Genomic DNA, 21,504 nt, shown 5'->3' with positions numbered 1-21,504 from the left:
GCGATTGATTCGCATGGCTAATCATTAGCCGCCTTTTGCGCTTTCGGTGCTTTGGGCGACCACATCGCCGCTCTGGCTCCAGCCGCCGCCCAGCGAACGGTAAAGCGCCACCGCTGCCTGGGCGCGCTCGCGCTGCGCGTCGTTGAGCAGATCGGCATCGGCGAGCCAGGTTTGCTGGGCGCTCAGCACGTCGAGAAAGTCGGCTGCGCCGCCCTTGTAAAGCTGGTTCGCGAGCTTGAGCGCCTGATCGGACGACGCCACCGCATCGTGCAACTGTTGCGTCTGGGTGGCCGTGCTCACGAGATCGGTGCGGCTGTCTTCCACTTCGCGCAGCGCCTGCAACATCGTCTGCTGCAGATTGAGTTGCGATTCGCGCATGCGGCTTTCGCTCTGCGCGATATCGGCCTTGATGCGGCCCGCGTTGAAGATCGGGCTCGTTGCGCCAAGCGCGGCACTGAAGAGGTTATCGGTCAAAGTCGGCATGCCGAGATACGACGATGCCAGCACGCCATCCGTGAGATTGAGCGAGAACTTCGGATAGCGCTCCGCGCGCGCCACGCCCACTTCCGCCGCGCGCTGCTGCACGGTGGCGTAGGCCGCCTGCACGTCCGGGCGGCGCAACAACGCTTCGGACGGCAGCAGTTGCGGCACGCCAGACGGCGCAACGGGAATCGGCGCAGGCGTGGCCAGCGCGAGTTGCGCGACCGACTCCGGCGTGCGGCCCGTATATACCGCGATCAGATTCAACTGATGATCGATGCTGGCCTGCGCGCGCGGCATGCGGGCCTGCAATTCGCTCAGTTGCGTCTGCGCGCGCGTAACGTCGAGTTGCGTCGAAAGCCCATATTTCAGGCGATCCTGCGTGAGCCGCAAGGTATGCTGACGTATCGATACGTTATCCTGAAGAATCTTCAGTTCCGCTTGCGCCCAGCGCAGATCGACGTAAGCCGATGCCGTATCCGCCGCGAGCGCAAGGCGCACCGCATCGAGCGCATGCTGCTGCCCGACCAGATTCGCCTGCGCCGCCAGCAGATCGAGCCGTTCGCCGCCAAACACGTCGGGCGACCAGCTCAGCGACAAACCCGCGCCCGCCTGCTTCACATAACCGAGCGGCGGCGGCGTATTCTGCCGCGCATACGCGCCTTGCGCCGTGAAATCCAGTTGCGGCAGCAGCGCGGCGTGCTTCTGCGTGGTGATCGATTGCGCCTGCTTCACGCGCTCGGCGGCCGCCTGCAAGTCGAGGTTGCCCGCCAGCACGCCGGCGAGCAGCGTGTCGAGCGTGGCGTCGTCGAATTGCGCTCACCAGGCGCGCGCGTCGATGGCGTCCTGCGGCGCGTCGATGCGCCAGGACGCGGGCGCGGTGGCTTGCACGGTGGCGCTCAGATCGGCATGCCCGGCGGGCTGCACGGCACAGGCCGCCAGCACAGCGGCGGCGAGCGTGGACACCAGCAGCCGCGCCGGCCGTGCAAAGGTACGAATAAACGTGGACATGTTGGAACTCCAGGGCTCAATGGGCATCGGGCGGCGGTGCGGCGTTGGTAATCGGCCGCGAGAACAGCACGCAGACGATCGCCACCACGAAGCACAGCGACAGCACGAAAAACGTATCGGAGAAAGTCATCACCAGCGCTTCGCGCAGCACCAGCGCATGCAGTTGGGCGATGCCGCTTTGCGCCGCGTCGAGCGTATTGCCCGCCATCGACTGCCAGTACGCCGTGCGCCCGGCGAGCAGCCCTTCGACTTGCGGCACGCCATGCGTGACGCTTTCATTCAGGCGCAGATAGTGAAAATTGAGGCGGTCGTTGAGCATGGTCGCGCTCACGGCAATGCCAATCGCGCCGCCCAGATTGCGCATCAGATTGAAGAGGCCGCTGGCCGATTTGAGCCGCGAAGGCGGCAGCGAACCGAGCGACATCGTGACGATCGGCGGAATCGCAAACTGCTGGCCGATGCCGCGCAGCGCCTGCGGCAGCAGGAATTACTGCCAGCCCCAGTCGTGCGTGAGCGGCACGTACAGATAACAGCCGAGGCCAAAGCACACGAGCCCGAACATCAGCAACGCGCGCATGCTGAAGAATCGCGTGCAATACGCGTAGACGCCCAGCGCGAGCAACTGGAACACGCCCACCGAAAGCAGCGAAAGCCCAATCTGCAAGGAACTGAAGCCGCGCACTTCGGCGAGAAACAGCGGCGTGAGAAACACGGCCACGAAGATGCCGATGCCGGTCACGAACGACAGCACGCTGCCAATCCCGAAGTTGCGCACCGCCAGCGCACGCAGATCGACAATCGGATCTTTCGCGGTGAGCGCATGCACGACGAACAGAAAACCGCTGATGCCCGCAATCCACGCGCAGGCCACGATCGCATCGTCGCCGAACCAGTTCTTGCGCGGGCCTTCTTCCAGCACGTATTCGAGGCAGCCGAGAAACGCGCACATCAGCACAATGCCGATGTAGTCGCCGCGCCTGAGCAGCGGCAGATCGGGTTCGTCGATATGCACGTATTTCGGCACCAGCGCGGCCACGGCGATACCGGGCACGAGGTTCAGATAGAACAGCCAATGCCACGACCATTGATCGGTGATCCAGCCGCCGATCACCGGCCCGAGCGTAGGCGCGAGCGAGGCCAGCGCGCCGATCGTGGTCGACGCCACGATGCGCTGCTTGCCGGGAAACAGCACGAACGCGGTGGTGAACACAGTGGGGATCATCGCCGCGCCCAACGCGCCTTGCAGGGCGCGAAAGAAGATCATCGACTGGATGTCCCACGCGAGGCCGCACAGCATGCTGGTGATCGTGAAGCCCACGGCCGAGGCCACGAACAGCCAGCGCGTGGAGAACACTTTCGAGAGCCAGCCCGACATCGGAATCACCATGATTTCGGCGATCAGATAGGCGGTCTGCACCCACGAGAGTTCGTCCTGGCTCGCGGAAAGTCCACCGCCGATATCGCGCAGCGACGACGCAACAATCTGGATATCGAGCGTGGCCATAAAGAAGCCGATGCACATCAGCGCGAAGGCAAAGGCGCGCTGGCCAAGCGGCTGGAGATGCGGCGCGAGCGGCGCGGGAGGCGCGGGAGGCGTCGCCGATGCAGGCGGCGCGGCGGCGATTTCGCTGACTTCGGCGGCGGAGGTCGGGGTGTTCATAGCGTTTTCGCCCTGGACTCAGTTCGAAGCCGCGGTGACGGGCTTGCCCTGCTCGCCCAGATGCACCTTCACGGTCGCCGAAAGGCCGGGGCGCAGCACGCCTTCCATGTCCTGCGGCACGTTCACGTGAATGCGCACCGGCACGCGCTGCACGATCTTCGTGAAGTTGCCCGTGGCGTTCTCCGGCGGCAGCACGCTGAAGGTCGCGCCGGTCGCGGGCGCGAGGCTTTCCACCGTGCCGTGCAGCGTGCCGCTTGCGGCGTCGAGTTCGATATCGGCGCGGTCTCCCGCGTGCATCTTCTTCAACTGGTCTTCCTTGAAGTTGGCGTCGACCCAGAGATCGCTCGCGGGCACCACGGTCAGCAGCGGCGCGCCCACATTCGCGAGCATGCCCACACGCGCCGTGCGATTGCCGATAAAGCCATCGACCGGCGAGCGGATCGTGGTGTATTCGACGTTGAGCGCGGCCAGGCGCCGGCTCGCTTCGGCCGTGCCCACGCGCGCCTGCGCATCGGCGATCTTCGCGGCCAGCACGTCGAGCTGACGCTGCGCCGCGACCACCGACGCGCCGCTCTGCGCCACCGAGGCCTGCGCTTTCGCGAAGTCGGCATCGGCGCGTTCGACCAGCTGGTTCGAAACCGCGTCGTCTTTCACGAGCGCGCGGTAACGCGTCTGGTCCTGCGAGCTGCGCGTGAGTTCGGCGTCCGAGGCGCGCACTTCGGCCTGATGCTGGTTGATGACGGCCGTCTGCAAGGTGCGCTGCGCTTCGAGTTCGGTGACGGCGGCGCGGGCGCTGGCGAGTTCGGCATCGGCCTGCGCGAGTCTGGCGTCGTAGTCGCGCGCATCCAGACGCATCAGCAATTGGCCGGCTTTCACGTGCTGGTTGTCCTGCACGTCGATTTCCGCGACGAAGCCGCTCACGCGCGGCGCCATCACCGTGACATTGCCGCCGACATAGGCGTCGTCGGTGCTCTGTATGAAGCGCAGCACGAAGAACCAGTAACCGCCCGCTGCCGCGAGCGCCAGCGCCACCGCGCCAAGCGCGAGACGCATCCAGGGCAGAGCGGCGCGTCCGGCTGGCGCGGCACCCGTGGCAGGAGTGGAAGGACTCGACATGAATTTCACCTGTGTATATGCACTTACGAAGTTAGAAAAATGCCGCCTTGCGATTGAAGCGACGATTGAAGCGACGTTTGAAGCAGCCTGAAACCCAACGTTCTTGCGTTCACACTGCGCGCGTTACGCGCAGCAGTTCGCGCCGCAACCAGGCCGCGCGCTGCGGCCCGAAACGACGCTCGAATTCGTCCTGCGCGGCGCGCCAGTGCACATTCGCCTCGGTGAGCCGCGCGCGGCCTGCGTGCGTGAGCGCGAGACGCCGGCGGCGGCAATCGCTCGCCTGCGCCAGATCCTCCACCAGCGCGCCGCGCAGCAGCGGACGCAGCGCGCGCACCAGTGTCGTGCGCTCCATCACCATCGCGCGGGAGAGCTGCGCCATCGTCAGCGCCACCTCGTTGCCCTGCGCACCCTCCACCGCCGCGGCGCCCAGCGCGCCCAGAATGCTGAACTGCGTGGGCGTGAGGCTCGCCGCGCTCAGGTGACGCTCGTAAAGCTGCGACAGATGGCGCGCCGCCTGACGCACGGCGAAGCAGTCGTCGTGCTCGGGAAACGGTGCGGTATCGGCGTAAGTGTGCATACGCACAGATTAGACGGCAGCACCGCCCGCCACAACCGCCGCGCGCGGCATCACTTTATGACCGCGCGGAGAACAATGTCCTTTTTAAAGGCCCGAAACTTTCAATCGACTTTCTGCACGGGATGCACCACGCCGCCGAAAAACGCCGTCGCGTGGTCGATGAACGCGCGCACCTTGGCGGGCAGCAGCGTGCGCGTGGTATAGGCGAGGCGGATTTCGATCTGCATATCGCTGATCGGAAAATCGTCGAGGAGCGTCACCAGACGCCCATCGTCGAGTTCCGCCTGCACGAGCCCTTGCGGCAGGATGCCGATCCCGAAGCCTTGCAGCACCATCTCGCGATTGAACTCTGGGTTGTTCGAAGCGATCTCGTACTTGAGCGGCACGGTCACGTCTTCACCGTCCAGGCGGAAGGTGAGCGTGGGTTTGCGCAGCGAAGGCGGCATCGGTACGAACACGTGCGAGGCGAGATCGGCGGGATGTTTTGGCGTCGACGTGGCCGCCAGATAGGCGGGCGTCGTCACCAGCGCGAGCGGAATGCGTTCCAGCAGCTTGGTCACCGTGGTGTCGGTGTTGAGCATGAAGGGCAGCACGAGGCCGAGATCGTAGCCGTCCGCGACCAGATCGACGGGACGCTCGGTCATCATCACGTCGAGCGTCACTTTCGGGTGCGCGCGCTTGAAGCTGGAAATCAGCGGCACGAGGCGGTTCACCGTGGCCGTGGTGTGCGCGACGATGCGCAGCACGCCGTTGGCCTCGCGGGTCTGCTCGGTGGCGCCCGCCTCCAGCGCGTCGAGGTCGTCGAGCACGCGGCAGCAACCGTCGTAGAAGCGCTCGGCGGCTTCGGTCAGCGAGACGGCGCGCGTGGTCCGATGAAAGAGCCGGCTGCCCAGACGCTTTTCGAGCCGCGCGATGGCGCGCGAGACAACCGGCGTGGCGAGGCCGTGCATGTCCGCGGCGCGCGTGAAGCTGCGCGCTTCGACCACGGAACGAAAAATCCGCAGAGTGTCGATGTAATCCATGGCGATGACGATAAAGAGAGCAACGATCGATGGCCTAGCTTAAAGCCGCGCGCGCAAACGTGCTGAAACGTGCTTAAGCGCACGGAGTTACGGCGTCGCGTTGCCGAAAACCTCGGCGCAGAACGTGCGGCCATCGTCGGAAAGACTGGCGCGGCCGGTGCCGTCCTCGGCGAGCGTGGTCACCACGAGGCCGCTGTCGACCAGCGCGGTCAACTGGCGGCGCAGCCCGCTCATCGGCACGCCGGCCTGCTTCGAGAGCTTGGCGAGCGACCACTCGCGATCCGGCGTTTCGCGATACGCGCGCCAGAGTTGTTCGAGGATGGCCACCAGCACCGGATCGACGCCGTCGTCGCCGTCATCGTCCAGATTGTGTTCGTCGTTCATCGTTCGTCTCCTCACGCCATTTTCGCGATCAGCTCGCCGAGCGTCTTCAACGCCGCCTCGGTTTGCGCCGTCCACGGATAGCTATAGTTCAGGCGAATGTAGTGGTGAAAGTCGTTGCGCATCGAAAACATATAACCCGGCCCGATCGTGATGCCCTGCGCGAGCGCGGCCTGATAAAGCCGCATCGAATCGACGCGCGGCGGCAACTCGACCCACAGCACGTAACCGCCCTGCGGATCGGACGTGCGCGTTCCGACCGGAAAGAAACGCTCGATCATCGCACGCATGAGGCGCGCCTGTTGCCGGTAGAAACGCCTAAGCCGGCGCAGATGGCGGTCGTAGCCGTCGTGGCGCAGATAATCGGCGAGCGCGACCTGCGGCACCGAAGGCGTGGTCAGCGTATTGAGGAATTTGAGTTTTTCGACCTGCGCGCGATAGCGGCCCGGCAGCGCCCAGCCAATGCGATAGGACGCAGAAAGACTCTTCGAAAACGACGCGCAATGCAGCACCAGCCCGCGCGTATCGAACTGCTTGAGCGACGAAGGCCGCGTCTGCCCGAAGTACAGCTCCTGATAGACATCGTTTTCGATGATCGGCAGATCGTGCGCGGCCGCCAGCGCCACGAGCCGCGCCTTGTGCGAGTCGGGCATCTGGAAGCCGAGCGGGTTCTGGAAGTTCGGCATCACCATGCAGGCCGCCACTGTCTGGCGCGCGAGCACACGCTCCAGAGCGTCGATGTCGATGCCGGTGTCCGGGTGCGTGCTCACCTCGATCGCGCGCATGCCCAGACGCTCGATCGCGTGCAGCATCGCGTAGTAAGTGGGCGACTCCACCGCCACCGTATCGCCCGGTTTCGCCACCGCCTGCAGGCTCAGATTGATGGCCTCGGTCGCGCCCACGGTAATGACGATTTCATCGGGATCGATGGTCGTGCCGTTTTCGGCGTAGCGCCGCGCGATCTGGCGGATCAACTCGGGATTGCCGGGCGGCAGATCGTCGATCAGGTTCCAGCTCGCGTGGCGCCGCGCGATGGCGTTGGCGTACTGGTTCACGCGCCGCCACGGATAAAGCGCGGGATCGGGATACGGCGAGCCCAGCGGCACGGCGTCCTGCGCGCCGATGCTGCGCAAGGTCGAGAGCACGAGGCGGCTCACATCGACGGGCGCGGCGGCCGGCGCGGCTTTCGACGCCGGCGCTTTGGGCGCGGCAGGCGCAGCCGGGCGGCGAGCCTTGCTCGCGCCCGGCGCGACGTGCATCTTCGGCCGCGCCTTCACGAAAAACCCGGACTGCGGCCGCGATTCGATCACCCCACGGCTTTCCAGCAGCGCATACGCGTGCAGCACCGTCTTGATGCTCACGCCATGCTGCTCGCTCGCGCGCCGCACCGAGGGAATGCGCTCGCCGGGGCCGAACACGCCGCGCTGCACGGCCGCCTCGATATCGTCGGCAAGCTGCTCGTAGCGAGGCACAGGAGGCACGGAAGACCCGGACAGCGGAGCGTTCATGAAAGCCTTTAAGCGGCGGCGTGGCGATCCCGAGAGTCTATGTCAAATCGTCGCAACTGTATCCCTTGCTTTTCCGATTTTCTGTGATCACCAGGTACACAGGAACACAGTAGTCTCGACACATCGGGCAGTCCGCCCAAACGAATCCGAAGCCAGCGCAATGAAGAAGCCTGAAGCCCGCATCGAGCCGTACCATCACCCCGCCGCCGGTTGGGGCGCCCTGAAACAGGTCGCGATCAATCTCATCAAGGAAAAGGTTTCAGGCGGAAACTACCGCACACTGCTCAAGCAGAACCAGCCCGACGGCTTCGACTGCCCCGGCTGCGCGTGGCCCGACCGCGAACACGCCTCGACCTTCGAATTCTGCGAAAACGGCGTGAAGGCCGTGGCGGCGGAAGCCACCAGCAAGCGCGTGACGCCGGCGTTCTTCGAAGCGCACACGGTCACCGACCTGATGGCGCAATCGGATTACGAACTGGAACAGCACGGCCGCCTCACCGACCCGATGGTCTACGACGCGAAGCGCGACCGCTACGTGCCGATCGAATGGGACGACGCGTTCGAACTGATCGCAAAGCACCTCAAGGCGCTCGACGATCCCAACCGCGCCGCCTTCTACACCTCAGGCCGCGCGAGCAACGAAGCCGCGTTCCTGTATCAGTTGTTCGTGCGCATGTACGGCACCAACAACTTCCCCGACTGCTCGAACATGTGCCACGAAGCCACCAGCCGCGGCCTGCCGGGCACAGTCGGCATCGGCAAGGGCACGGTCACGCTCGACGACTTCGAACACGCGGATACGCTGCTGATCTTCGGCCAGAACCCGGCCACCAACCACCCGCGCATGCTGGGCGAGTTGCGCGACTGCGCCAAGCGCGGCGCGACCATCGTGTCGATCAACCCGCTCAAGGAACGCGGTCTGGAGCGCTTCGCGAGCCCGCAGCACACGCTCGACATGCTCTCGCCCAAGGGCGTGCAGATCAGCTCGGTGTTCATCCGCCCGCGCATCGGCGGCGACTTCGCGCTGATCAAGGGCGTGGCCAAGCGCACGCTCGAACTCGACGATCAGGCGGTGGCGCAAGGCACGGAACGCATTCTCGACGTCGATTTCATCGCTCAGCATTCGGTTGGCTTCGAGGCCTTCGCCGCCGATCTGCGCGCGGAATCGTGGGACACGATCGTCGCCGAAGCAGGCGTGCCGATCGAAGAAGTGCTCAAGCTCGCCGATATCTACGTGAAGGGCAAAGCCGTCATTTCGACGTGGGGCATGGGCATCACGCAGCACAAGAATTCGGTCGCGACGATCCAGCTGCTGTCGAACCTGATGATGATGCGCGGCAATATCGGCCGTCGCGGCGCGGGCCTGTGCCCGGTGCGCGGCCACTCGAACGTACAGGGCGACCGCACCGTCGGCATCGAAGAAAAGCCGACCCAGGCGTTCCTCGACCGCCTCGGCAAGGCCTACGATTTCGAGCCGCCGCGCGAGCACGGCTACGACGTGGTCGAATCGATTCACGCGATGCTCGAAGGCCACGTGAAGGTGTTTATCGGCCTGGGCGGCAACTTCGCCAGCGCCACGCCCGACACGCCGCGCACCTATGACGCGATGCGTTCGTGCGCGCTCACCGTGCACGTGACCACCAAGCTCAACCGCAGCCATCTGGTGCACGGCGTCGACGCGCTGATCCTGCCGACGCTCGGCCGCACCGAAATCGACCTGCAGAACGGCGTGTCGCAAGGCGTGACCGTCGAGGATTCGATGAGCATGGTGCACATTTCGTACGGCATGAACCGGCCGGCGTCGCAGAATCTGCTGTCGGAAATCGCGATTGTCGCGCGCATGGCGCACGCAACGCTCGGCAGCGACAAGGTCGACTGGCGCGATCTGGCCGGCGACTACGCGAAGATTCGCGATGGCATCGAACAGGTGTTCGACGGCTTCCAGGACTACAACGAGCGCATCAAGAAGCCGGGCGGCTTCCACCTGGGCGTCGCCTCGCGCGACCGCGTGTGGAAAACGCCGAGCGGCAAGGCGCAGTTCGTGGTCCACGCGATCGCACTCGACACGCCGATCCATCGCGCGCGCGCCGAACACGGCCAGCACCTGATGACGCTGATGACGACGCGCTCGCACGATCAGTACAACACGACGATTTACGGCCTCGACGACCGCTATCGCGGCGTGTACGGCCAGCGCCGCGTGCTGTTCGCGAATCGCGACGATCTGGCGATGCTCGGCTTCGAGGCGGGCCAGCATGTGGATATCACGAGCGTCTGGGACGACGGCGTGGAGCGTTTCGTGGAAGATTTCCTGCTGGTGGAATACGACATTCCGCGCGGCTGCCTGGGCGCGTACTACCCGGAAACGAATCCGCTCGTGCCGCTTTCGTCGATCGCCGATGGCGCGGGTACGCCGACGTCGAAGTCGATTCCGGTGCTGCTCTCGCCTTCGAAGGCGGTGGCGAAGGCGGCTTGAAGCTGTTTGAAGCCGCTTGAAGCGGCTTGAAGCGGCTTGAAGCGGCTTGAAGCTGCCTGAATCTGGCGATAGATAGCGCAGTTTGAGCGCGCCAGATGTGAAAAAAGCCATTCCGGTTGCGCCGGAATGGCTTTTGTTTTTTGCGGAGTGCCGGGCTTGCGCCGCGCGTCACTATACTGGGCGATCCACGTCGACATTAACGCTCTCGCGAACATGCCCTGCCCGCTTCCACCGCCCGGCGCCGTCCTTCTGCTGATCGACCTGCAACAGGCCATCGACCACCCAGGCTGGGGCGTGCGCAACAATCCGCAAGCTGAAGAACAGGTGCGCCATCTGTTAAAGCATTGGCGAGAAAAAAGCTGGCCGGTCTGGCATGTCCGGCACGACTCCACCGAACCGCAATCCCACTATCGCCCAGGGCAAGCCGGACACGCATTCAAGCCGCAAGCCATGCCCGCGCCTGGCGAACCCATCATCGCGAAGCAGACGAACAGTGCGTTCATCGGCACGGATCTGCAACAGCGCTTACGCGCCCAGGGCCACGACGCGCTGGTCGTGGCGGGCGTCATCACCAACAACTCGGTGGAAGCGACTGTGCGCATGGCCGGCAATCTCGGCTTTCGCACCTGGCTGGTCGCCGACGCCTGCTTTACCTTCGCCAGACGCGACTGGAACGGCACGCTGCGCAGCGCCGATGAAGTCCACGCCATGTCGCTCGCCAACCTGCACGGCGAATACTGCAATGTCGTCACGGCGGACGAGTTGTTGACCGCTTCCGGTCGCTAGACTCATCCGCACAAGACGCGCTTACGCCTTCTCACCCGCCTTCACAGCAACACGCTCGTCGCGCGTTGCCTGACCCATCGTCGGGCTGATTTCCATCTCGTGGTAGCCGATGAAGCGGCTGCCCTTCACGAGGCGATAACCCAGCCACATCACCGCAAACAGCGGAATGCCGATATACGTCGCCAGCACGCTCGCCCAGTCGATCTTGTTCGACGTGAACGCCTGATAGTCCTGCCCGAGCATGATGACGAGGCAGACCACGAACGCGAAGATCGGGCCAATCGGGAACCACTTCGAGCGATACGGCAGTTGCTCGAACGACAGGCCCTGCGCGACGAAACCCTTGCGGAAACGGTAGTGGCTCACGGCAATGCCGAGCCACGCGATAAAGCCTGTCATGCCCGACGTGTTGAGCAGCCACATGTACACGGTCTTGTCGCCGTACATCGACGACAGGAAGCACAGTGCGCCCACCGCCGTGGTCGCGTAAAGCGCGTTGCGCGGCACGCCGCTCGACGACAGCTTGCCGAAGATGCGGGGCGCACGGCCCTCGATGGCGAGGTTGTAGAGCATACGCGTCGACGCGTACATGCCCGAGTTGCCCGCCGACAGCACCGCCGTCAGGATCACCGCATTCATGACGCCCGCCGACAGCGCGAGGCCCGCACGGCGGAACACCAGCGTAAACGGACTCACGCCGATATCGGTCACGTCCGACTTCAGCAGATTCGGATCGGTGTGCGGAATCAGCAGACCGATGACGATAATCGCCAGCACGTAGAACAGCAGAATGCGCCAGAACACCTGACGCACCGCGCGCGGAATCGTCTTGCCGGGGTTTTCCGATTCACCGGCCGCGACACCGATCAGTTCCGTGCCCTGGAACGAGAAGCCCGCGATCATGGTGACGCCCAGCAGCGCCGGCAGGCCGCCCACGAACGGGCCGCCTGCGGTGGTGAAATTGCCCCAGACGTGATCCGCGCCGCCCTTCATCACGCCGAGAATCATGAACAGACCCACGCCGATAAAAGCCACGACCGTCACGACCTTGATCAGCGAGAACCAGTATTCCGCTTCGCCGAAGCCGCGCACCGAAAGCGCATTGAGCAGGAACATGATGGTGAGGAAGCCCGCGCTCCACCAGACGCCTGGCACGTGCGGGAACCAGTAGCCCATCACGAGCTGCGAGGCCACGAGTTCGACCGCGATCGTCACGGCCCAGTTGTACCAATAGTTCCAGCCGAGCGCGAAGCCAAAGCCTTCATCGACGAATTTCGCGCCGTAGGTTGCGAACGAGCCGGAGACCGGCATGAACGCCGCCATCTCGCCGAGACTCGTCATCAGGAAATAGACCATCAGGCCGATGACCAGGTACGCGGCCAGCGCGCCGCCGGGGCCCGCCTGCGAGATGGACGCGCCCGAGGCGACGAACAGCCCCGTGCCGATCGATCCACCGATCGCGATCATGGTCAGGTGACGGGCCTTGAGGCTGCGTTGCAACGAGGGCTGCTCGTTTCCGGGGCTGGATGCGCTCCCTGAAACGCGATGCGGTTCCGAATCCATATAACTCTGTTTCTTTCTGGCTAGTGTGACTGGGTGTTCCTGGCCTTGTCTCGTGAGGCCGGCCGGACGGCCCGGGGCGCGGTCATCCCGTTAAACGGGTGCCCGTTCCATTCTTTACGGATGGCTGACAAAAACCGGTGGCGAAGTCGCCGCCTGAAACGGGGCTGGACCCCGCAATTTGACGCAACGCCCGACGGGCGTGCCTACCCATTGATCGACCGAATGGACTTCTCGCCCTCAAAGGCGCAACCCGTCATTTTATCGCAGTGGGGCCTGGGGAGGGGAAGGGACGGATCGCGCGTTTATTCGCGCCCCAACGTAAGCAGATCGTTCAGGAACTTGCCTTCTATCGTTCTCATCTCGTACGCACACTGCTCGTAAATCGCGGGATACATCGAACCATCTGGATTGCTTTGCCAGTCAGCGCCCGCGTCCCGTTGCAACTCGCAGAACTTCAGCGCATTGTCTTGCGCATGCATATATGAGTCGAGCTGCATCAGGTGCACGTTGCCCGCCGGCATGCTCGCGCGAATCCGTGAATAGAGTTGCTGATTTGCGGTTTCGAGATCATGGCGCAGGCCAGCGTAACACTCGGCATCGGAATATCCCCCTCCCAGATGCTTCAAACATTCGGCGTCGGTCTTACTCCAGACCGGATGCGAGAGCAGCAGGCCAATGACGATGCCGACAAGGTGTGACTCAATGCGACGCATCGTAAACTCCTGAATCAAAGAGACGGGCTTCCGAAAATCGCCTGGGTGGCAATCCCGGATTCTTGCCCATGCGATAGTGCGAAATGAAACTGAACATCGCGTCGTAACGACCGGCATTTAGCTTCGCGATCAATGCGTCAGCGCCATCGCTCTCGCCGCAATTAAAAACGATACTGACCGCAGCGTCGTATTCATACTGATAAAGTGGAACACGAACATCGTGATTCAGCCGCTGTTCCGCACGTTGCACATCCCGACGCTTGAAACCCCGGGCCCGATCCAGCGAAATAGTCTGCCCCACGTCGATCAAATCGACCGGCATGATCCGATGCCCGCAACCGACAGTCGGAATACCACGGTTATCGCGGTACGCTTTCAGAATAAAACCTTCGACAACCTCGTGCCCCTGAAAATTAATACCGTTTAGAACACCCGATTCCCATTGAGCCAGAAACGAAAGACCCGAATCCGATATTGTCCAGGTCTTGCATAGGCGAGACGAATAGATATTCCGGTTCGAGTGCGGGACCGCGTTGGTCTTCGCGACGCAAAGTGCATCTGTCATTTTCCCTCCCGATGCCCCAAATACACGGCGACAACTTGTTCACCGTCACTGGTATATCGCCTGGTGCGGCCCGCGCTGTCCGTGACGCCTCTGATCAACATTCCAGTTTGGGTTTTGAGCGTATAGAAGACATCCGCGAGTGGACGACCCTCTGCATCCTTCAGCGTGAATTGTTCGCTGAATTCCAGCGTCTGCAAATTTTCCAACGCTGGATTTACCCCACGCTGAGCGCTTGCCGTCACCGGATTGGCTCCGTCTTCGTGCCACGTTTCCCCAGCGAATACGGCAACGATATGTGGCGGCGAAGCACATTTGCAGCGCACTTCGTCGCCATCGAGCGCAATTTCGCGCTCCTGCAAATTCCGTCGACTGGGGCCACCAGACTTGGCAATTGCCCCCGTGCTTCGACAGACTTCGCAGTAGGCATCGCCACCAATAAGCGCAGCGAGGTGTCCGTAAAACGTAACGTTAATAAGTGGCGTGTAGTTGAGGACATAGCCGCCCGAGCTCAGCTTGTCGCCTACAACGGCAATTCGACGTCGCATGAATCACGCATCTCCAGAAAGCGATCGAAAACAGTCAACTCTCTTTCGTTGAGCGACTGGAGGAAGCCATTGAGCACGACCTCGATAAATATCCTCGCTGATTTCTAGAGCACAAGAGAATCAGTAAACTCCGATTTGGCCATCCTCTATCAAGTGAAAATCTCCACGCTATCTCACACTTGTATTGGTCGATAAAGAAAACAAAAAAGGCCAACCCGATACAAACCGGATCAGCCTTTTCTCATCAGCCTGAAACTCAACCAGACGAACGCCCAGCCGGATCACGCTACTCCAATACCGCGATCAACCCGCCAGCTTGCGGAACGTCTCCAGCACCGCCTCGCCCTTGAACGGCTTGACGATCCAGCCGCGCACGCCGGCTGCCTTGCCGCGTTCCTTCATCGCCGGGCTGCTTTCCGTCGTCAGCATGACGACGTTCACAGCCGTGTTCGCCAGTTCGCTGCGAATCTTTTCGACCATCGTGAGGCCGTCCATGTTCGGCATGTTCACGTCGCTCACCACGAGCTTCACGCCCGGGTTCGCCTTCAGTTTCGCGAGGCCGTCCTTGCCGTCCACTGCCGTGTCCACGTCCAGACCGTTCTTGCGCAGAAAGCCCGCCACTTCGTCGCGCACCGTGCTCGAATCGTCCACTACCAGAATCTTTGCCATGTTGTCTCTTTCCTTCGCGCCATGACCGGCGCGCCTCTCAAAATCGGTTCGTCAAAACAGTTCGAGTTCGCCGCTCGCCTGCTCCACTTCGGCGGCGGCCGCGGCTTGTGCCGCCGTCTCGTCGAAACCCTCGCGCGACCAGCCCAGGCTGAACACGAAACGCTGGTCGATCACCACCTCGCGGCCCGTCGTCGGGCACGTGAGGCGATATTTGATGCAAAGCTGCGGATTGTCCGAGCCAAACGACAGGTAACGCCGCCGATGGTTGATGAGCAGCGGCACCTGCACCTGCGCGCGGCCCGCACCGGCTTCGTCGGTGTTGCTCGCGTTGCCCAGATAACGGTTGCGGAACGCGCCCCACACCAGATTCGTGAGCTCGCCCAGCACGCCGTTGACGTCGCGGAAATCACTCGCTTCGTCGCGGCCCGCACGCGGCGGCAGCAGTTCGATCAGCGGCATTTCCTCGGTCTGCATCAGCAGCCAGCCGCGGCACCAGGCCGTCTCGATCGGGATCAGCGTCAGCACTTCGCCGAAGATGATGCGGTCGCGCACGACACTCGGCGCGTCCCAGTTCACTTCGAGGCCCGGAAACAGGCCGCGCAGCCGCCCGAACGTCATATCGGTGATACCGTCGACGAGCGGGTCCGGGTAATCGTGCGAAAACACATGCGCGTCGAGCGCTTCGTGCAGCGTGTGCGGCTCGTTCTCGTACCAGCTCGCGCGCGGCACGCGGCGCAGCGCTTCTGGCAAGGCGTCATCGCCCTCTTCACGCGCGGCGCGGCGCAGCACGATCGGCAATTCGGGGCGCTCGACTTCCAGCGCAACCGCCACGGCCGCCGCCGCTTCGGACGAGCCGCCGAAGTCTTCGCCAAGCAGCACGCCGCCCAGGTCGTAATGCGTCTGCAGCGCGGCCGCCAGCGCGTCGCGGCGCACCGGCACGCACGCGAGTTGCCGCGCAGCGCCAAACGCTTCGAGCGCTTCGACGCGCGCCGGATCGTTCTCCAGCAGCAGAATCTTGCTGACTGGCTTATTCGTGTTCATGCGTTGCTTCCCTGCGTCTGCAATGACTAACGTGCTTTCAGTTTGCTACGGAGTTCCAATCAATTTTCGACTTCAGAACAATTCGAGTTCGCCCGCGCTTTCATGTTCGCCCACGAGTTCCACCGCGATGAAATCGAGCGGCACATGCGTGCAGATGCACAGCGTCGCGCCCAGCCGCACGCGGCCATCGAGCGTCAGTGCATACGACTTCACGCTGTCCGGTTTCAGTTCACGCAGATACGGCAGGCATTGACTGCCGAGCGAATACGGCGTGGACATGCCCAGATCGGGGAAATGCTCGACCAGTTGCTGGTTCATCGATCCACAACACAGGTTGCCGAATTCCATGAACGTATCCACCACGGAACGCTGGTTTTCGCCCGCGTAATAATCGCGCGTGGCGTCGTCGTCTTTCACGTGCAGCAACAGCAGCAGGCGAAACTGCATCGACGAAATCGTCAGCACCACCACATGCTCGCCCTGCGCCACCTCGTTCGAAGCCGGCGTGATTTCGCACGCATGCTGCGGATCGGTCACAAGACGCGTGCGCGCCGCGCCGAAAAAGATGCGCTCGAAGCTATCCTGCGCATGCGTGCCGATCATGCGTGCGCCTCGGCGCGCGCGCTTTCGAGTTCCGCGCGCAGTTGCTGCGAAAGCGATTCCACGCTCGCCAGCGAAGCCGCGATCATCTTCCCGCCCGCCTGAATGTCCTGGAACGTCGCGGTCGTGATCAGGTCGTTTCGATGCAGGCTGTCGCGATAGCTCTTCGACAATTCCTGCGAGCGCGTCGCCAGCGTGCGCACTTCGCCCGCCACGATCGAAAAACCACGCCCCGCCGCGCCTGCGCGCGCCGCTTCGATCGACGCGTTGAGCGACACGATCAGCACATGGCTCACGATCGACGACAGCTCCTGATTCTTCTGGTGCATGTCGTGGTTCTGCGACATCAGCGAAATCATCTGCTCGTGCCAGCGCTCGAACGTCACCGACATCTGCTTGAGGCGCGCCGCCTCGCTCGCGATGCGCTCGATACGATGCAAGGCGTCGGTGTTGCGTGCGCGTTCGGCGGCCAGCGCCGCTTCCATGGCGTCGGCGACCATACGACGTTGCGCGAGATCCGCGCGCAGCGCATCGATCTGCGACAACAGGTCTTCATGCTCGTGCGCCGCGCTTTCCTGCGCGTCCTGCAGGCGCGATTCCACCTGCGCGAGCGCCGCGGCGTGCGCGTCCTGCGAGGCGAGTGCGGCCTCGTTCGCCAGGCTGCGCGCACGCAGCCGCAGTACCACCGCGCAGAGCGCCGCCAGCACGATGCCGGCGAGCGCGCCAATCAAATACGGAAACACCACGAATCCCCCGCTTAGCGCTATGCCAGCGCTTCCTCTTGCACGGCCGCGCGTGCAGGCGTCGCGGCGACTGCCCAGGTCTGCGGCAGATAGACGATCGTTTCGAAGTGCCGATAATCGGCGCCTTCGTGCTCGTCGGTGAAATGCAGCTCGATACGGCCGCCTTCGCGTTCGAGGAAGTCGCGCACGGCATCCATGCCCACGCCACGGCCCGATACTTCGGTCACGCTATGCGCCGTCGAGAAACCCGCGCGGAAGATAAAGGCCGCGACCGCAGCGTCGCTGATCGATTCATCGGCGTTCAGCCAGCCGCGTTCTGCCGCAATGCCGCGAATGCGTGCAAGCGCGAGACCCCGGCCGTCGTCGGCCAGTGCAAGACGCAGCGCGTCTTCGGTCATCGTCAGTTTGATGTCGATATGTCCGGCTTCGTCCTTGCCTTGCGCGCGGCGCTGCGCCGGCATTTCGATGCCGTGATCGAGCGAGTTGCGCAGCAGGTGCGTGAACACATCGCTGACCGTGCCGGCCGCTTCGCCACGCAGACGATAACCGCCATCGTCGATACGCACGACCGGCGCAATCTTGTCGAGCTCCACCGCCAGCGACGGCAGCGAATCGATCACGCCCGCCAGCGCATCCGCGACGGTTTCCGTACCAATGCCGCTCAACACCTTGCGCAGTTCCTCGCGCATCGCACGCAGCGAGCCGATATCGTCCAGATTCGCGCTATCCAGCAGGCGCAGGCTCGCGTCGATCTGATCGCGCCCGATGCTCACGCCTTCGTCCTTCAAACGCATGCCGCGGCCAAGGCTCACTTCGTTGAGCGTCGCGTAGTGATCGACCGCTTCGCGCACGCGATGCAGATCGTCGATCAGCGCCTGCTGGTCCCATGCGTGGCTGGTGTCTTCGCGGCGCAGCGCGTCGTAACGCTGCTCGACTTCGTGCACGACGCCCGTGAGATGCTGCAGGCTGTACGTGCGCGCGTTGCCCTTGATGGTGTGCATGTTGCGGAACAGCGCGTCGATCGCGCCCATGTCCGCGCAATCGTGCTGGCGAATGATGCGTTCGTTCTCGTGGATGAAACCCGTTGCGCCCTCAACGAAGTGATGGAACTTCTCTTCGCTGACCGCGAGAATTTCGCCGATCATCTGCAGGCGGCGCTTCTGCTCGCCCGCTTCCGCGGCGAGTTCGCGCAGTTCGGTCACATCGCGCACGCAGAGCATCAGGCGCACGACCACATCGTTTTCATCGGTAATGGCCGACCAGCTCAGGTCGAGCACTTTCTTGCGGCCATCGGGCATCGTGCGCGTGACTTCATTCACCAGCAGATGCTGGTTGAACGCGAAGTTCACATCGTCTTCGCCCAGGCACGCATGCACAGCGGCGTCGATCTGCGAGAGCGTGTCGGCATCCAGTTCCGTGTGCGAGAACACGAGATCCATCAGCGAGCGGCCGGCGATCTCGTTCGATTCGAAGATCGCTTCCAGATACGCCGAGTATTCGTTGTGGATGGTTGCGCCTTCAACGATCGTCAGAATGCCCTGCTGCATGTTCTGCAGCATCGCCTGAATGTCGGCGGTCTTGCGCTTGAGTTGCGCGGAGCTATGCTGGATCTTCTCGATCATGCCGTTGAACGCGACGATCGAATGGCCGATTTCGTCCATGCGGCCCACCGGCACGCGGCGCGTGAAATCCTGATTCGACGCAATCTCGCTCATCTCTTCCTGCATGCGCGAAAGCGGGCGCGTGATCTGGCGATACAGCAGCAGGCCGATTGCCGTGAGCAGCACCACAGCGCCGCCCGTCACGCCCGCAATCGCGCTCGTGGTGGTATCGAGCATGCCGTTGAGCGCGTTGATGGCGTCGTCTTTCTGGCGGTTCTTTTCGACACGCATCGTGGTGACGATGCCTTCGAGTTCGTCGCGATACTGCGCCACGTTGGCGAACAGATAGGCCTGCGCCAGCTCGTTCTTGCCGGCCGCCTTCATCTTCGCGGTGTCGTCGATCGCGTTGAAATAATTCGTGATGCTTTCCTGCGCCTGCGCGACCAGACCATCCTGCGCGTGGCTTGCAGCGGCCTGCTTCTGCACGTCGAGCGCGGCGCGCAGCGCGGTTTCCTTCTTCTTCAGATCGTCCTGCGCGAGTTGCGCCGTGGTCGCGTCCGGCGCGTAGACCAGCGTCATCGTCGCCAGTTGCACATCCTTGACGAGCGAAACGAGATCGGAAGACGCCAGCGCGCTGGGCACGACGCCCTGCGTAACCTGGTGAACATCGGTGGCACTGCGGCGCGTCTGATAAACCGCGTAGCCGCCGATGGCGGACAGCGCGACGAACATCAAGACGATGAGTAGCGTGATGCGGTGACGAATGGTCATGTCGAAATCCCCGAGCCTGGGTTCGTGCCGGGCGCGCTATCGTTGCGCGCCTCGTGACACTAAGGCCAATTTATTCGAAGTGGATTATCGACTCAGCTGTATGACGAAATGATGAATGTACTTAATTAGTGCGTTAACGCACAGACAGATTCGGTCTATTCACATTCATTGTGCATCGATTCACGCGAGCATCAGCACCATCATTTCTTCGTCGAAATACGTATTCCCAATTCGCATGGCACGCGGTTCACGACCGTAAATCACGAAGCCTAGCGACGAGTACAACGTTTGCGCGCGCGAATTTTGCGCTCCTACGCTCAGTTGCACCTGCTCGACGCCGCTCGCTTTCGCGCGCCCAATCGCGCTTTCCACCAGCCGCCGCCCGATGCCCGTGCGACGGTAAGCAGGATCGACGAACACGCCCCAGATGAGCGATTTATGCGCGAATTTCACGCGCTGCTCGCGCCGCCAGCCAGCGATGCCGATCAGCGTTTCGCCATCGAAAGCGCCGAATACGGCCTGCTGATCCGTCTCGCGCACACGCGCGATGTTTTCTTCGCGAGTCCAGCGCGATTCCTCTTCGTGCGTGGGGACGATGGCAAACGGCGCATCCACGGCCGCATGCAGGCGCATGGCGTGAAAGGCGTCGACATCGTGTTCGGTCAGCGTGCGGATCGTGAGCGTGGCGGCGTTCATAGGCAGTGCGCGTCCTGGTCGAAATGAATCGGGCCATCAAGCTATCACGACCGGCGTGTACGCTCTCTCGTAATCAGTTAGGCGCGCTGCGTTAATATCGAGGCTTCATGCCATGCGTCATTGCAAGGCATCGCTTTCGAGGTTCGCCATGCCGCAATCGACCGACGCCACGCCCAGTTTCTGGCGCGACGACGCCCTGCCCTTTATCGAAGTGCGCGCCATCGCCGATGGCCGCAAGGTGCGCTATGGCCGTCACGCGCACAGCACGTTTTCGATCGGCGCGATTCTGGGCGGGCGAAGCACCTATCTGAACGGCGATACGCTCGAACATATTCATGCGGGCGCGATTGTCGTGATCAATCCGCAAGTGGTCCACGCCTGCAATCCCGCCGACGATGTGGCGTGGACATACCGCATGTTTCATATCGACGTGGACTGGCTCGCGCGTTTGCAGCACGAACTGGGCTTTGGCGCGCAGGAAGGGTTCAGTCCTTTCGAGCAGACGCTCACGTGGGACGAGGCCTTGTTTGCCGGCTTGAACAGTCTCTATGACGTGCTGGTCGATCCGCACGAAGACGTGGCGCGCAAGGAAAGCGCGGCGCGGCACTATTTCACGCTGCTACAGCAAACGCTCAATCCCGCGCCGGAGCACGCGGCCGTGTGCGCGCCCGATCGCCGTATTACGCGCGCCGCCGAGTTTATCGACGATAACTACACGCGCGCGCTCAAGCTCGAAGAGATTTGCGCGGCGGCTGAGCTTTCGCCTTCGTATCTGATTCGCGCGTTTCGCGAGCAATACGGCCTCACGCCGCATGCTTATGTGGTGAACCGGCGCATCGAGTTCAGCCGCGCGCAATTGCGCCGCGGCCACGCCATCGCCGATGTCGCCGCCGAAGCCGGTTTCGCCGATCAGGCGCATTTGCAACGCGCCTTCAGGCAGTTTGTGGCGGCTACGCCGGGGCAATATCGCGGAATCTAAT

Annotated in this window: 18 protein-coding genes and 2 pseudogenes; 3 read left to right on the top strand and 17 right to left on the bottom strand. The window is 63.0% G+C overall.

The annotated features are described in order from the left end of the window. Window positions 1–24 precede the first annotated feature (24 nt). From G3N59_RS30980 to G3N59_RS30950, 7 genes and pseudogenes are all read right to left on the bottom strand, one after another. A pseudogene (locus tag G3N59_RS30980) lies at window positions 25–1,491 on the bottom strand (efflux transporter outer membrane subunit). 16 nt (window positions 1,492–1,507) lie between these two features. Next, window positions 1,508–3,013 (bottom strand): annotated as a pseudogene (locus G3N59_RS30975) (DHA2 family efflux MFS transporter permease subunit). Between the two features lie 156 nt (window positions 3,014–3,169). Next, complete coding sequence (locus G3N59_RS30970; protein WP_205986645.1) at window positions 3,170–4,267, bottom strand: HlyD family secretion protein; 1,098 nt, start codon at window positions 4,265–4,267, stop codon at window positions 3,170–3,172. Between the two features lie 109 nt (window positions 4,268–4,376). Then, window positions 4,377–4,844 (bottom strand): MarR family winged helix-turn-helix transcriptional regulator, encoded by a 468-nt coding sequence (locus tag G3N59_RS30965; protein ID WP_205986680.1) that lies wholly within the window; start codon window positions 4,842–4,844, stop codon window positions 4,377–4,379. A gap of 101 nt (window positions 4,845–4,945) precedes the next feature. Further along, the gene (locus G3N59_RS30960; protein ID WP_205986644.1) at window positions 4,946–5,866 is read right to left on the bottom strand and encodes a LysR family transcriptional regulator; all 921 of its coding nucleotides are present in this window, start codon (window positions 5,864–5,866) and stop codon (window positions 4,946–4,948) included. Window positions 5,867–5,953: 87 nt separating this feature from the next. Beyond that, window positions 5,954–6,250 carry a helix-turn-helix domain-containing protein gene (locus tag G3N59_RS30955; protein ID WP_205986642.1) on the bottom strand — a complete coding sequence of 99 codons (297 nt, stop codon included), beginning with the start codon at window positions 6,248–6,250 and terminating at the stop codon, window positions 5,954–5,956. A gap of 11 nt (window positions 6,251–6,261) precedes the next feature. Continuing rightward, window positions 6,262–7,719 carry a PLP-dependent aminotransferase family protein gene (locus G3N59_RS30950; protein ID WP_205986679.1) on the bottom strand — a complete coding sequence of 486 codons (1,458 nt, stop codon included), beginning with the start codon at window positions 7,717–7,719 and terminating at the stop codon, window positions 6,262–6,264. 196 nt (window positions 7,720–7,915) lie between these two features. Here G3N59_RS30950 and G3N59_RS30945 point away from each other — a divergent pair, with 196 nt between their 5' ends. Both G3N59_RS30945 and G3N59_RS30940 read left to right on the top strand, forming a co-directional pair. Continuing rightward, on the top strand, window positions 7,916–10,231 hold the full coding sequence (locus G3N59_RS30945; protein WP_205986641.1) for an FdhF/YdeP family oxidoreductase: 2,316 nt from the start codon (window positions 7,916–7,918) through the stop codon (window positions 10,229–10,231). A 156-nt stretch (window positions 10,232–10,387) separates the two neighbouring features. Then, entirely contained in the window at window positions 10,388–11,017 is a 630-nt protein-coding gene (locus G3N59_RS30940) for a cysteine hydrolase family protein (RefSeq protein ID WP_346777968.1), read from the top strand. Between the two features lie 21 nt (window positions 11,018–11,038). On the opposite strand, the gene G3N59_RS30935 is transcribed toward G3N59_RS30940, so the two are convergent. The 10 genes from G3N59_RS30935 to G3N59_RS30890 form a co-directional block, all read right to left on the bottom strand. Beyond that, window positions 11,039–12,580, bottom strand: coding sequence for an amino acid permease (locus G3N59_RS30935; RefSeq protein WP_205986639.1), 1,542 nt, complete (start codon window positions 12,578–12,580; stop codon window positions 11,039–11,041). Between the two features lie 302 nt (window positions 12,581–12,882). Next, the gene (locus G3N59_RS30930) at window positions 12,883–13,293 is read right to left on the bottom strand and encodes a hypothetical protein (RefSeq protein ID WP_205986637.1); all 411 of its coding nucleotides are present in this window, start codon (window positions 13,291–13,293) and stop codon (window positions 12,883–12,885) included. Continuing rightward, window positions 13,280–13,858 (bottom strand): lysozyme, encoded by a 579-nt coding sequence (locus G3N59_RS30925; protein ID WP_205986635.1) that lies wholly within the window; start codon window positions 13,856–13,858, stop codon window positions 13,280–13,282. Before G3N59_RS30925 ends, G3N59_RS30930 begins: the two co-directional genes overlap by 14 nt. After that, window positions 13,855–14,403, bottom strand: a complete 549-nt coding sequence (locus tag G3N59_RS30920; RefSeq protein ID WP_205986633.1) for a PAAR domain-containing protein — start codon at window positions 14,401–14,403, stop codon at window positions 13,855–13,857. Before G3N59_RS30920 ends, G3N59_RS30925 begins: the two co-directional genes overlap by 4 nt. Window positions 14,404–14,706: 303 nt before the next feature. Further along, complete coding sequence (locus G3N59_RS30915) at window positions 14,707–15,072, bottom strand: response regulator (protein ID WP_027820075.1); 366 nt, start codon at window positions 15,070–15,072, stop codon at window positions 14,707–14,709. A 51-nt stretch (window positions 15,073–15,123) separates the two neighbouring features. Beyond that, window positions 15,124–16,113: a chemotaxis protein CheX gene (locus G3N59_RS30910; RefSeq protein ID WP_205986631.1), complete on the bottom strand. Its 990-nt coding sequence runs from the start codon at window positions 16,111–16,113 to the stop codon at window positions 15,124–15,126. A 72-nt stretch (window positions 16,114–16,185) separates the two neighbouring features. Continuing rightward, window positions 16,186–16,716 (bottom strand): hypothetical protein, encoded by a 531-nt coding sequence (locus tag G3N59_RS30905; protein WP_205986630.1) that lies wholly within the window; start codon window positions 16,714–16,716, stop codon window positions 16,186–16,188. Continuing rightward, on the bottom strand, window positions 16,713–17,459 hold the full coding sequence (locus G3N59_RS30900; RefSeq protein WP_205986629.1) for a methyl-accepting chemotaxis protein: 747 nt from the start codon (window positions 17,457–17,459) through the stop codon (window positions 16,713–16,715). The genes G3N59_RS30905 and G3N59_RS30900 overlap by 4 nt, the downstream gene beginning before the upstream one ends. A 17-nt stretch (window positions 17,460–17,476) precedes the next feature. Further along, entirely contained in the window at window positions 17,477–19,828 is a 2,352-nt protein-coding gene (locus tag G3N59_RS30895; RefSeq protein ID WP_205986628.1) for a HAMP domain-containing protein, read from the bottom strand. 180 nt (window positions 19,829–20,008) lie between these two features. After that, window positions 20,009–20,524, bottom strand: a complete 516-nt coding sequence (locus tag G3N59_RS30890) for an N-acetyltransferase (protein ID WP_205986627.1) — start codon at window positions 20,522–20,524, stop codon at window positions 20,009–20,011. 148 nt (window positions 20,525–20,672) lie between these two features. Here G3N59_RS30890 and G3N59_RS30885 point away from each other — a divergent pair, with 148 nt between their 5' ends. Then, the gene (locus G3N59_RS30885) at window positions 20,673–21,503 is read left to right on the top strand and encodes an AraC family transcriptional regulator (protein ID WP_205986626.1); all 831 of its coding nucleotides are present in this window, start codon (window positions 20,673–20,675) and stop codon (window positions 21,501–21,503) included. Window position 21,504: the final 1 nt, after the last annotated feature.

Origin of the sequence: Paraburkholderia sp. Ac-20340, from assembly GCF_017104965.1 — a bacterium.
Taxonomy (GTDB): domain Bacteria; phylum Pseudomonadota; class Gammaproteobacteria; order Burkholderiales; family Burkholderiaceae; genus Paraburkholderia.
The sequence above is the reverse complement of the archived record's forward strand: the minus strand, read 5'-3'. Positions and strand labels throughout refer to the sequence as shown.